11 protein-coding genes are annotated in these 13,609 nt (G+C 34.1%); 6 read left to right on the top strand and 5 right to left on the bottom strand.

The features are described from left to right. Entirely contained in the window at nt 1-444 is a 444-nt protein-coding gene (locus tag B7R67_RS01380; protein WP_088066834.1) for a MarR family winged helix-turn-helix transcriptional regulator, read from the bottom strand. A 184-nt stretch (nt 445-628) separates the two neighbouring features. Here B7R67_RS01380 and B7R67_RS01375 point away from each other — a divergent pair, with 184 nt between their 5' ends. The 3 genes from B7R67_RS01375 to B7R67_RS01365 all read left to right on the top strand — a co-directional run bounded on the left by B7R67_RS01375 (nt 629) and on the right by B7R67_RS01365 (nt 4,535). Further along, nucleotides 629-1,495, top strand: coding sequence for a YitT family protein (locus B7R67_RS01375; protein WP_407920363.1), 867 nt, complete (start codon nt 629-631; stop codon nt 1,493-1,495). A gap of 162 nt (nt 1,496-1,657) precedes the next feature. Further along, nucleotides 1,658-3,316 carry an FAD-binding dehydrogenase gene (locus B7R67_RS01370; RefSeq protein ID WP_088066830.1) on the top strand — a complete coding sequence of 553 codons (1,659 nt, stop codon included), beginning with the start codon at nt 1,658-1,660 and terminating at the stop codon, nt 3,314-3,316. Nucleotides 3,317-3,539: 223 nt separating this feature from the next. Then, the gene (locus B7R67_RS01365) at nt 3,540-4,535 is read left to right on the top strand and encodes an alpha/beta hydrolase (protein WP_088066828.1); all 996 of its coding nucleotides are present in this window, start codon (nt 3,540-3,542) and stop codon (nt 4,533-4,535) included. A 139-nt stretch (nt 4,536-4,674) separates the two neighbouring features. Here B7R67_RS01365 and B7R67_RS01360 read toward each other — a convergent pair whose 3' ends face one another. The 4 genes from B7R67_RS01360 to B7R67_RS01345 form a co-directional block, all read right to left on the bottom strand. Then, nucleotides 4,675-6,336, bottom strand: coding sequence for a M4 family metallopeptidase (locus B7R67_RS01360; RefSeq protein WP_088066826.1), 1,662 nt, complete (start codon nt 6,334-6,336; stop codon nt 4,675-4,677). 364 nt (nt 6,337-6,700) lie between these two features. Then, nucleotides 6,701-7,822 carry a Ger(x)C family spore germination protein gene (locus tag B7R67_RS01355; protein ID WP_088066825.1) on the bottom strand — a complete coding sequence of 374 codons (1,122 nt, stop codon included), beginning with the start codon at nt 7,820-7,822 and terminating at the stop codon, nt 6,701-6,703. Beyond that, entirely contained in the window at nt 7,819-8,901 is a 1,083-nt protein-coding gene (locus B7R67_RS01350) for a GerAB/ArcD/ProY family transporter (RefSeq protein WP_088066823.1), read from the bottom strand. The genes B7R67_RS01355 and B7R67_RS01350 overlap by 4 nt, the downstream gene beginning before the upstream one ends. A 1-nt stretch (nt 8,902) precedes the next feature. After that, nucleotides 8,903-10,333, bottom strand: a complete 1,431-nt coding sequence (locus B7R67_RS01345; RefSeq protein WP_088066821.1) for a spore germination protein — start codon at nt 10,331-10,333, stop codon at nt 8,903-8,905. A gap of 244 nt (nt 10,334-10,577) precedes the next feature. On the opposite strand from B7R67_RS01345, the gene B7R67_RS01340 reads away from it, so the two are divergent. From B7R67_RS01340 to B7R67_RS01330, 3 genes are all read left to right on the top strand, one after another. Then, the gene (locus B7R67_RS01340; protein ID WP_088066819.1) at nt 10,578-10,760 is read left to right on the top strand and encodes a hypothetical protein; all 183 of its coding nucleotides are present in this window, start codon (nt 10,578-10,580) and stop codon (nt 10,758-10,760) included. Between the two features lie 172 nt (nt 10,761-10,932). Next, entirely contained in the window at nt 10,933-11,439 is a 507-nt protein-coding gene (locus B7R67_RS01335) for a protease inhibitor I9 family protein (RefSeq protein WP_235822058.1), read from the top strand. Nucleotides 11,440-11,668: 229 nt separating this feature from the next. Next, nucleotides 11,669-13,132: a response regulator transcription factor gene (locus B7R67_RS01330; protein WP_088066817.1), complete on the top strand. Its 1,464-nt coding sequence runs from the start codon at nt 11,669-11,671 to the stop codon at nt 13,130-13,132. Nucleotides 13,133-13,609 lie beyond the last annotated feature (477 nt).

Genomic DNA, 13,609 nt, shown 5'->3' with positions numbered 1-13,609 from the left:
TTATTCCCCCTGATTTGTTACCTCCGACGCTTTCATATTGTTCATCATTTTTTGAAAAACTTGAAGTGCAATATCAAGCTCTTCTTCGGGTATACCTTTTGTAACTTCATTCTCAAATGAGATAATTTTTTCTTTCCAACCATCAAACTGAATGAATGCTTGATCAGTAAGATGAATCATTTTTTCTCTTTTGTCAGAACCTTCTTTCCGAACGATTAAATTCATTGTTTCCATTCTACATAGCGTTCTTGTTAGCGTAGGTGGTTCGATATTCAAACTGGAACAAATCATTCGTTGCGTACATGGTCCGTGTACATAAATATAATGAATGACTGACCATTGGGCTAAATATAAGCCAGATGGTACAAGCTGTTCATTAAAAGACTTCGAAAACTGACGTGTCGTTTGATTTAATGAAAAAAAGAAAGGCTGCTTATTGCGCATAAAAAATCTCCTATAAGAAAATAGTTAGCTAGCTAACTAAATTAGTTGTCTAGCTAATTATATTAGAATAAATTGCGAATGTCTAGTGATTGAACGAAAAGAGTATAAATTGTGCTTAAGAGTAAATATTAACTATAGAAAAATTTTACAATAGTTAAGGACGGTAAATTAGATGGCTGTGGCAATGAATGAAACAGGTGGAAAGTCACATAAATTAAAAATTTTCCAAAGAGCGATTGCAATGCTAGTGGGTGCATTGCTTGTGGCAACAGGACTTGAAATATTTTTAGTACCAAATGATGTTATCGATGGTGGTATAACAGGTATTTCAATTATGGTGTCACATCTTACCGGTCTGCCTCTAGGAGTGTTTATTTTTGTATTAAACTTACCATTTTTTTATTTAGGTTATAAACAAATAGGAAAAACTTTTGCAATTTCTACGATACTTGGTATCACAGTTCTTTCCTATTTTACAAGTATGTTTCATCATGTTCCCGCTTTTACAGAAGACGTTCTACTTGCAACGATATTTGGAGGAATGGTTTTAGGTGTTGGAGTAGGATTGGCAATCCGGTTTGGTGGAGCATTAGACGGAATCGAAATACTTGCAATCATAATCAATAGTAAGATTCCGTTTTCTGTTGGTGAAATTATTATGGTTTTTAACCTCTTTATTTTAGGGGCTGCAGGATTTATCTTTTCTTGGGATCGTGCAATGTACTCGATTATTGCCTATTTAGTCGCGTTTAAAACGATTGATATTGTTGTGGAAGGTCTAGAGCAATCAAAATCAGCATGGATTATTAGTGACAAAAGTGAAGATATTGGTGAGGCGATATTATTCAGAATGGGCCGAGGTGTAACCTATATTAATGGTAAAGGGGCATACTCTGGTGAAATGACAAAAGTAATTTATTGTGTCATTACGCGATTAGAAGAAGCGGAGCTAAAAACAATCGTGGATGATTTTGACCCGAATGCATTTTTAGCAATTTCGGATATTGCTGAGGTGCGTGGAGGTAGATTTAAAAAGAAGAATGTTCATTAAGTAAAGTACTGAAAAGGGAGAGGGATGTGAGGTTTTAATCCTTCTTTCCTTTTCTTTATTTTGGTTTTAATGTATTATTTAGTTGATGACTGAAAATTTAGAAAATTAACGATGAAATTATTTTTTAATAGATTAGAAGATTAATAAGGAGGGGGTAAATAGATGGAGAAATTTGATGTAATCGTAGTCGGGGCTGGATTAGCTGGATTGGTTGCAACTGCTGAAATTGCTGATGCAGGGAAAAGTGTATTGTTATTAGATCAGGAGCCGAAAGCATCAATAGGTGGACAGGCTTGGTGGTCATTTGGTGGTTTGTTTTTAGTAGATTCTCCAGAACAACGCAGATTAGGAATAAAGGATTCCAAGGAATTGGCTTGGCAAGATTGGCTTGGAACAGCAGGATTCGATCGTGAAGAAGATGAGGATTTCTGGGCAAAGAAGTGGGCGGAAGCTTATGTAGATTTTGCGGCAGGGGAAAAGAGGCAATGGTTATATGATATGGGTGTACGTTTCTTTCCAGTAGTCGGATGGGCTGAACGTGGTGGATATCTTGCGGAAGGGCATGGTAACTCAGTCCCAAGATTCCATATCGTATGGGGAACAGGTCCAGGAATTGTTGCACCTTTTGAACGGAGAGTTCGCGAGCATATGAAGAAGGGATTGGTTGAATTCCGATCTCGCCACCGAGTTGATGAGCTATTAACTCAAGAAGGAGCTGTTGTAGGAGTAAGTGGTTCATTGCTTGAGCCAAGTAATGCTGAACGTGGTCAAGATAGTTCACGTGAAGTAATTGGAGAGTTTAATTATGGCGCGAATGCTGTTTTAGTTTCTAGTGGTGGCATTGGAGCAAACTTTGATTTAATTCGTAAAAATTGGCCAAGTCGACTAGGTACTCCACCAAAAAAGATGATTTCTGGTGTTCCTGCACATGTTGATGGTCGTATGCTTGAGATTACAGAAAATGCTGGTGGGAGAATTGTTAATCGTGATCGCATGTGGCATTATACAGAAGGAATAAAAAATTGGAACCCAATTTGGAGCAATCATGGGATCAGAATTCTTCCAGGTCCATCCTCAATTTGGTTAGATGCACATGGACAACGATTTCCAGCACCCAATTTTCCTGGATTTGATACACTCGGTACCCTTCAAGCAATTCAAAAAACAGGTTTTGATTATTCCTGGTTTATTTTAACGAAAAAAATTATTCAAAAGGAGTTTGCACTTTCAGGATCAGAGCAAAATCCGGATTTAACTGGCAAAAGTATTAAACAAGTAATGAAAAGAGCAACATCTGGAATACCTGCTCCTGTTAAAGCTTTTATGGAAAAAGGAGAAGACTTTATTGTTGCCGATACGCTTGAAGAACTAGTGGAAGGTATGAATAATCTGACAGGTGAAAATTTATTAAAATATGAAGAAATCGAACGTCAAATCGTTGCACGTGATCGTGAAATGGATAATAAATTCACGAAAGATTTACAAATTACAGCATTAAGAGGGGCAAGAAATTACATAGGAGATAAATTAATTCGTGTTGCACCTCCACACAAAATTTTGGATCCAAAAAATGGTCCTTTAATTGCAGTTCGTCTAAATATTGTTAGCCGTAAAACACTAGGAGGACTACAAACTAATTTAGATGGTAATGTGTTAGATTCATCAGGAGCAGCGATTCCAGGACTATATGCAGCTGGTGAAGTTTCTGGTTTCGGAGGCGGTGGCGTACATGGCTATCGAGCAATGGAAGGAACTTTTTTAGGTGGATGTTTATTTTCAGGAAGACAAGCAGGTAGAGCAATTAGTAGAAATATTGAATAGTAATAAGGAAAGTTATGTTTGATCTTATAATTCAATAGGTTAGAAAATGTAGAAGTTCTATTTGGACTTCTATTTTTTATTGAAGATATTAAAGATATTCCAAAAGAAAGAAAATCCTATAACCTGCACTCCTTATTCCCTGTATCCTGCTATTAATATGTATGATATTTTTTGGAAATCAAATAATAATCTTCAGTAAGCGTTAAAAGGAGGTATCGAATGAATGAAGCGTATTCTTAAAATATTTGGAATTTGCGTTCTCATTATTTTAGTAATTGGAGTTGGGTCAGTTTTTCTTTCACCTAGGCCAGTTACTTGGTTTTTGAAGAAATCTTTTGCTGGTGGCATTGAGGTAGAGGCAGCGGATTTCAGTATAGCAAAACAGAAAACAAGGATGGATACGGATATCGAATATCATTCAAAGTTTAAAAACAGTACGTTTGATTTGATTCGGTATAAAGGTGATTTGAAATATGTTCCAACCATTTTTTGGATTCATGGTGGTGCATTTGTAGCAGGGGATAAAATTGATGTTCGTAAATACGCTACTTATATTGCGAGTCACGGTTATAATGTGGTAAATATCAACTATGGCTTAGCTCCTGATGTCGCTTATCCTGTACCTTTACAGCAAATTGATCAAGCTTATCGTTTTGTTAAAAAAAATGCTGATAAATATGGGCTAGATTTGAATAATATATACTTTGCAGGAGATTCGGCTGGTGCACAGCTTTCTGCTCAATTTGTTAGCATTCAAATGAATAAAAACTATTCAAAAACAGCTAAAATAGGTCAAAGTGTTGTTCCAAATACAATCCGAGGTGCGATTCTTCTTTGCGGTCCATATGATATGAAGGAAGTTGAAACGAAAGCTTCATCTAGATTTATGAAATTTGTCTTTAAAAGAGTTGGATGGGCATATTTTGGAAAATACAATTGGGAAGATGAAAAAATGACAAAAGAAGCATCACTTTTAAGAAATGTACCCGATCAGTTCGTATCGACATTTATAACTGATGGAAATACAGCTTCTTTTGAATCACAAGGTAAAAGATTTGCAACTTTATTAGAAAAAAGAACGGGTGTTAAACAAGTATTTTATAGTAAATCACAAGGTGAACTAGGTCATGAATACCAGTTCCAAATGAATACGAAAGCTGCTCAAAATACGTTTAATGAATTGATGAACTTTTTAAATGGTACGAAAATTTCAGATTAACGAGATAAAATTTTTGAAATGAAATTCAATGGGAGGGCATTTTTACAATGCTTTCCCGTATCATCAACAATTTAAAGAATTGAAAAGCCGATTTCCTAAATAATAGGAAATCGACTTAGTTTTATAGAAAAAGAGATTATTATTTTACACCTACTGCATCAAATGCTTTATTCACAGTAGTTACTTCAGCAGAACTTGCACCGAATAAGTCTGCAGCTGATTGAACTAGTGCCGCACGTGCTTGGCTGAAAGTTGCAGAAGAAGTTAAGTAAACAGTATTAGCACGATAGAAAATTTGGCCTAGCTTATCATTACCGATGCCAGTAACTGTCACGCCATAATGCGTTCCACCTTGTGCAATTAAGTAAGCAGCTTTATTGATAATACTGCTATTTGTATGAACTCCACCATTGTCTGATGTTCCAGTATAACGTTTTGAGTAATTATCTGGATCACCATATTTAGCTGGATCACTCATTGAACGAAGAGCATCATTAGGTACATTAGGAGTATAAATATCTTCTCCAATTTCGTAATCAGGATTGTTATTATTATAGAACTCAATAAGCGTTCCGAAAATATCAGAAATTGATTCATTTAATGCACCAGATTCATTTTGGTAAATTAAATTAGAACTGTTTTCTGTAACTGCGTGAGTTAACTCATGCCCTACTACGTCAAGTCCGCCTGATAATGGGATAAATGTTGTTCCATCTCCATCACCATAAACCATTTGAGTTCCATTCCAGAACGCATTGTTATAACTACGGCTATAATGGACACTTGATTTTAAAGCAGCACCTTTATTATCATAAGAATTTCGTCCGAAAACGTTTTTATAATAATCAAAAGTTTTACCAGCGTAATAATGAGCGTCAACTGCAGCTCCATCATATGTGCTATTTAAAAGAGTATCAGGGCTTGTCCAAAGAGTACCAGGAAGACGAGTACGGCTTGCCGCATCATATGTGAAAATACCTTGTCCTCTTGTATTATCTTGTAAATAATAACTAGAGCCAGATAAAGTCATATTTAGTGATTTTGTATCGCCAAGTACACCATTCCCAGTTGCACTTACATTTGAACCAGTAACTGTTGGTCCACCAGCTTTGCTAGCAGCAGTACCGCCATCTGCTTCATCTAAATTATTATAGCTATTTAAGATTTTACCAGTTGAAGCTTCAATGAAATAATTATAGTTTCCAGGCTTAGGTGAAAGGAAATTTAAGTTTACTAGATAAGCGTATGTAGCTTCATCGCCATTTGTGTAAACTACTAGGTCAGCTGTAGGGTCTTTTTCATAGTCGGGAGTATAACCAAGATCTGCTTCTGCGATTTTAATCGATTTATTGGCGTTTACTTTCTTTTCAGATTTAAGTCCTTTTTTCGTATCAAGATTAGGTGCAACCGTACCTGAGAAAACTGATAGGACACCATCATCTCCAACTAACGCTGTTTGAGTAGAACCCCAAACAGGTACACCATCGTATACTTGTTGTAGTCGAAGAGCAGTACCAAACTTATCTTTATTGCTAGACTTAACGATGAATGAATCTTCTGAAGATTTTGAACCTAATTTAAACTTATCTTTGTTAGCATTGACATAACCATGTACGATGCTCTCAGCACTTTTTGCTGAAGGTTTTGTAAGCTGTCCTGAAACAAACTCAGGAGATCCTACCGATTCATTATACTTGTAACTAGACAATACATTTTTTGGTGCAGCATATGTATTTGTTACTGAAAAACAACTTGCTGCTAAACCTACAGATAATCCAACCGCTAAAACTTTTTTGTTCACCTAAATTCCTCCCTGGGTTAACATATATGGTATTGCGGAATTTATCGTAACATTAACTTTCTGAGTTTTCAAACAACAAAAAACTACATTATTTGCATTCTGTGAAGGGAAAATAATCTAAAATATGGTCATTATTTCCAATATATTAAATTTAAATAGTCAAATTGTATTAAATTTAGCTAAAAAATGGAAAAAATAAACTCGAATTTTTTTAGATTGATGCTACTTTTTTCCTATTACAGTTAAGGGAAGGAAGTGCAGGGAGTGCAGGAAGGCTGAAGGGCAGGGAAAGCAGGAGGAGCTTAGGGGCTGATCCTGCTTTTTTAGTTTTTTTTGTTACATATGCATGTGTTTTTTCTTACTCTTACATCGAAGAAATTCCTTTATCAACAATTATAACCTTTGTTTTGACATGTATCTTTGCGTTCTTTAGATCTTTTGGCCAGTTTGTTTTTACTTTTTTCCACTGTTGGTGCTGAGATGAACTTGCTAAAATACCTAAGCCAATTGGATCGAGTTCGTCGGCTTGGAGTGAATGGACAAAATTGTTTAGATCCTTTTCTAAGGCAGTTTCGATTTCATTACTTAGTCGATCAACTGTTTTGTCGTTTAATTTAAATGGTGATTGGGTTATCATGATTGGAATTGTTAATGAAATTTTAAACTCAAAACGGTTATGAATGAACTTGCAGTCTACATTTCTTTTAATATCCTTCACATTATAGCTAGTTTGTTTTGTGTCAAATAAATTCCCTTTTTCTTTCTTTCCTTTAAACGAAGATATTGGAGTTAGTTGCCCAATTAGCTTACCTTGTAATAGTCGTAATAATTGTGTTTCTCTTATTGAAAGAATTCTTTTAAGAAGTAGTTTTTTATCTAACAATGCTACTCCATTCATTTCGAGTTCACCTTCGTTAATTGACAATTTTGGTAAATATGGCGTGATTCCATGATCAAACTGCATCTGATGAAACATTCGTATCGATGTACGCTTCGTTATATTTCGAAAATCAGCGGTCTCAATAAGTTGAGGGATAAAGATTGATAATCTCGGCTTATCGTTTTGTTTTAAATTAAGTAGTTCTGAAATATCGCCATCAAAAAATACAAGATCTGAATTTTGTCTTAATTTTGGGTCACGGTAAAATAAATCTAAAATTCCCGACCAGTCTTTATGCTCAATAAATTTAGAGCTAACTAATAATGCTTGTAACTTTCCACCAGTGGATACCCCTGTTACCTTCGCATCAAATAAATTACGAGCTTCTCGAACTGATGAAGCATCTACCAGGATTTGTTCATTTTTTTCTTGAGCTTCTGCACTAAAAACTGGGCTAGACATAAATATTTGAATTTGTTGTTTTTCATTTGTGTCAATTCCTAATATTAGCCCCATTGTAATATCTTCAATATTGATGTTTTTTCGACAACCAGTTAATAGTACGAACAGTAATAAACTAATTGAAGCGATTTTTATACTTTTCATCCAATCACCTTATTTCCTAATGAACGTAACCAAATGAGTACTACTATGACTAACAAACCGACTGAACCATAAATAGATAATTGTTGCATAAAAAGATCATTTTGTTTAAAAGTTGGAATAGATAGATAGGTCCAAAGAATAAAAACAACTGATAATCCGATAAATAGATATTCAATTCTTTTTTGCTGAAACATTTCTGCTAGATTTGTCACACTAATCCAAATATAGGTAATCCAAGTTTTAGAAATAACCATAAGAAAAAGTGGAAAAAGAATTAAATCTAGTCTTTCAACGTATTGAAATTCAATTACACTTAAAATGTCTAAAACTGGATCAAAGATTAACCTAATTTCATCTGGGCTATAAACGACAAAACAGATCATACAAACATAAGTATATAGTGCGGTTATCATCCCATTTGCAATTAGTACACCTTTAATAGCCTTTTCTTTTTCATCTAAATAAGGATAAAGAACAAAAATAATTTCAATCCCTAAAAATGATGTAGCTGTAGAAGGGATGGCTTTAAAAATCGGTAACCATCCATCTTTAATCAAAGGTAAAATGAAATGGATATTACTGTTTTTTAATGTGAATAGTAGCATAACTGAAAAAAAGATTATGATTGGAAAAATTATTTCGATATATTTTCCAATCATCTGGATCCCACCTGATACGAATTGGAAGGTTGGAATTAAAAACAAAACAATAAGGATCACAAGTGAAGAATCTTGTAAAATATATGATTGTACAAATAACATGGTTCGCAAAAAAACTACATAGCCCGAAAATAGAAAGTAAAGTGTAAAGAAAAGTGAAAATAATGTTCCAATCACTCTACCGAAATTATGAGTTAAGTACTGATTAAATGAGCAGGAAGGGTCTTTTTCACGTAGCTTAACCATCAAAATACTAATCATTAAAGAGAGGAAACCGCTAATGATTAGAGAAATCCAACCGCTTGTTCCAGCCTTCTCCTCTAATACTCGAGGTAAAGAAATCATTCCAATTCCTGTTTGAACACCAAATACCAATAAAATAAATTGAACATATGTAATTCTAGGTATATTCTGTTTCATGTTATTTCCTCTTTTTTTGACTCGTAATATGATGCTTCAAAAGAATTGATAATGCGCTATTTTGATATTTATTCTTTAGCTGCTTAAAACTCATTGGAGAAAAAGGCTGAGTATAAGATTCGTTATAGCTCGATAATTTTAATCCGTGCCCGATGATAATCATTGTACTAGCAATAATCCCAATTAGCCCAAATATGGAGGCCATTATCATAATCGGAAATCGTAAAATGCGTAAACTTGTTGCCATATCATAATTTGGAATAATGAAAGAAGAAATTGCAGTTATCGCAACGACAATTACCATAATGTTACTTACAATACCAGCTTGAACGGCACTTTGACCGATAACAATTCCTCCTACAACACCTACTGTAGTACTAATTGGAGTAGGAAGCCTAATAGCTGCTTCTCTCAACATCTCCAGTGTTAATTCCATAATAAATGCTTCAACTAGTGGATCGAATGGAACATTAGCTCGCGATTCCCCAATCGATATAATTAATTTTAATGGAACAACATCATAGTTGAATGAAACGATTGAAATATAAATACCCGGTAAATAAAGTGTTATGAATAGTGCGATTACTCTTAAAAAGAAAGTAAAAAATGCAATGACAGGTCTTGAAGAAGAGTCGTCAATACTTTTAAAAAAAGAAATAAATGATCCGGGTAAGATAATAACTTCGGATGAATGATCTAACACAATCACAACTTTTCCTTTTTGGATTGCTTCTGCTGCAATATCTGGTCTTTCTGTTGTAACCAGCTGTGGGAAAAGTGAAAATGGATACTTTTCTAGCATTTGAGCTATTTGATTGGAATTTAATATCGTGTCAAATGTAATAGTAGAGAGCTTTGATTCAATCTGTGAAACTAATTCGGAATTTACAACACCATCTAAATAAGCAAGTGTAGCAATAGACTTATTTTCCTTACCAATTTTAGTTTCCTTAAATAATAAATCTCGACTTTGAATTAAACGTCGAAGCAATGCCAAATTAGAATGGATTGTCTCTACAAATGATATTTTTAAACCTTTAATAGAATTATCGATACTTGGAGGAGAAAATGGCCGTTCTGGAAATTCTTCAGCAGAAAAAAGAAATGCATGTATTTCTCCATTAATAAAACAAACACTTTTACCTTCAAGTATTGAACGTTCGATCTCTTCAATTTTTTTTGTAACTGTTGTATGAGAATAAAGATATTGATAAATAGATTCTTTATATTCGAGAATATCTGTTGCAAACTGGTCTATTTTCTCTTCTTTTACTATGCTATTTACATAAGCTATGATACCTTTTTCCTCTCCAAACAATGCCTTTTTTATCGTTAAATCTGAGGTAGGAAACAAAGAATGTAATAATTCAATATTTGAATTTAAGTCGCCTTCTTGATGTAAAGCTAATGCGCTCCCTGGAGGTTTTTTCAATGTTCCTCACCTCGATTAAAATGGAATAAATTTACTAATACTAATTTGCTCTACTAGTGCATTTACTATACTAATTCTGTGGTACAAGAAACCAACCTATTTTTAGTCAATCGTATTATGGAAAAATATATTGATATTCTTAAGGGAAAACATAGCTGATTTGTAAACTAGATTTAGGTAAATAATGTATAAAAGTAATCAATAGTAAGCAAATTAATAAGAAAAATCAAAAAAGGTGATTAGTATGAGCATTGAATTTCCTGTTGGTAAAGATTATGAAAATGGTTCAATTAAGGATGTTTTGCATGATTTAGGTTTTCATGAAGATGGACGAGCATTTTCAAAGGATGGAAGAAGATATAGTTATGAAGGCTGTGATAAATATCAAAGCTATATTTTTTCAGTGACTATGAATCCTTTAAAATAAGCGATTAATTAAAGAACCAAATTTTTGAGTTGGTTCTTTTTTTCATTAAAGTAAAAAATGGCAGCGGTGTAGTATAAATGCAACTCAGCCTCTGTCTGCGCCTAAAGGCTCGCCAACTGGCGAGTTTTCTTTATTAGACGAAAAAAACAAGTTTAAAGGAGAGTATGTTAGGATGAAGAAGATTTATATAGGTGCTATTTTATTTGGAATGATTCTTTCAAGCATAAGTAATGAGAATAAATATACATTTAAAAAGTATGAATCTATTGAAGAGAATTTGGAGGCTAGTGGACAAATGAATACTTCAATCTATCTTGATCCAACTATCGATTTTTCGAGTGATAAAATGACTTCAATCATTATTGAATTCAAAATAAAACCTGCTGTAATAGCGGTAAAAGAGGCTCAAGCATCAGGAAAACAACTTACATTGGATGAAGCAACGAAGCAGGTTGAAGAAAGTCATCAAAAATTTCAAAGTGAATTAAAAAGTCTCTTAGCAGATCATCAAGTACCATATGCAGTAAGGCATACTTATAAATCTGCCCTTAATGGCGTTTCAATGGAACTACCTGGTAAAGATATTAAACGATTATTGCAATCAACTGTTATTGATAGAATTTATCCAAATAAAAAAGTTCATATCATGCCGCCGATTACACCGTTTAATCAAATGTAAATTAGAAACGATTAAAGGTAGACGTTAAGTATGTTTAAATATTAATCTTTTTGTGCTTTCATTTAGGACTACTTTTATGTGGTCTTTTTCTTTTGGGATTGTATTAATCATTTCAAATCTCATAAAAAATTCAATCGAAAAAAATTGAAAATATTAGAGTTTTTTATTCTACATAAATGAGATAAATTTGCTATGATGGTAGAAAAACTAAAAGTGGCGGTGAAACACGATGGAAATTCATTTAGTAGCAAAAGATGAGCTAGAAGCTTCAGGAATTCGGTGGGTCGTGGAATCGCACTTTACTGGAATTAATCTGATTACGTGGAAAACAATGGACGAATTTGAAAAGGGTATACAAAAGCAACAGCCTGATCTCGTTTTATTGGATATGGATGGATGGAAAAATGAAAGTGAAAGATTTGGTGAGCTGATTCAAAAATATTCCATTCGTTGGTTAGGTATATCATCTGAGCGAATTTTTCAAACAGCTTATCTTGCATTACAGTTTCGAGCAGAAGATGTGTTATTTCGACCGTTTTCCCCAACCGATTTAATTAAGCATATTCAACAATTACGCTACCAAATTCGTAATAAAGAAAGTAATTTTACTAGAAATAATATTGAAGAAATATCCTCTTTTAATATAGATTATTCGGACCTGCTTTTAAATGAGAGAAATCATGAAAGTCCAATCACGATGGTTGCGTTTTTGACGCCAAAGTCACAAACACTACCACTTGTCTATAATGCATTGGAACGTAATCCGTTTACAGGAGAAAATCGTATATTCGTATTAGCTGAATTTATTTTATGTGTCCACGAGGCAGAAGAAGAATTACTAGATGAATATAATGCATTTCTAGCTCGCTGGAAAGAAATGATGGATGAACCACTTGCGATCGTAATGAAAGTTGGAACTCCAGAAGAAACTTTAAAAAATATATACCAACAAACACTTCAACTGACAAGAAGAATCTTTTTTGAAGGTTATGATATAATTTTGGCGGAAAATGAGCAATTATCCTATCAGGAAATGGATCCATTCCTTACTCCGTTAGAGCAACGCCATTGGATTGAGATGCTTGAGAAAAGAGATGCAAAAGCAATCAGAGATTGGATGGAGAGTGAATTTCTAACTTTTCAAAAGCCTTACCCAGACCCGGAGATTGTTCGGATTCGATTGACGAGTGTACTTGCTCAAATTAGACGATATATGAAATCGAATAATCTTCAAAATGCATCATGGGAAGTTATCTATTATGATATTTTCCAAAAAATTGTACATGACCCGGTAATTTATCAAATTGTTCAAGAGTTACTTGCCTTTACAACTAGTTTATTATTACAAGGGAATGAGCAATTACAAGAAGGTCACCGCACCCTTGTTGAAAAAACTAGAGAGCTAATAGAATCTAACTACTGGGATGCCGGATGGAGCTTAACTGCATGTGCAGATGCACTTCGAATCAATAAAAGTACACTAAGCCGACGCTTTGCAGCAGAGTCGAACCAATCATTCAGAGAAACACTTCATGAAGTTCGTATACGAGAAGCCAAACGATTATTGCAAGAAACAGATCTACATTTAGATGAAATAGCAAGATTAATAGGCTATTCACATCAGTCCTACTTTAACGCGAAATTTAAACAAATAGAAGGCTGCACGCCACTAGTCTATCGTTCAGGTTTATAAGAAAACGGTTCAGTTATAAACTGAGCCGTTCAGACTGCCCACCAAACGCTCGCTTTCTTCGTTGCTTCGCCTGCCTGCGGTGCTCATTACCGTCTAAAGGTAACTCCGCTCCTCGAAAGACAAACGTTTTCAATCAGTCTGAAAATCATATAAATAGGACTTTGTCTACAAGCTAAACGGTTCAGTTATAAACCTGAGCCGTTTTTATGTTTTGTTGAAATGATTGAGATTACTTCTTGGAATTACTTTTATTGTGGAATTCATTACTTATTAGAGGAGATCAGTACCTATTCAGAGGAAAACACATCTTTATCAGAGGAGATGAGTACTATATAAGAGGGAAACACGTCTTTATCAGGGGAAATCAGTATTACTCAGGTGGAAATCACGGCTTTATCAGAGGAGATCAGTACTATCTTAAAGAAAAACACTACCTTATCAACAAAAATCAGTACGATATCAATAAAAATAGTACAT

Source organism: Gottfriedia luciferensis (assembly GCF_002156865.1).
GTDB lineage: Bacteria > Bacillota > Bacilli > Bacillales > Bacillaceae_G > Gottfriedia > Gottfriedia luciferensis.
The sequence above is the reverse complement of the archived record's forward strand: the minus strand, read 5'-3'. Positions and strand labels throughout refer to the sequence as shown.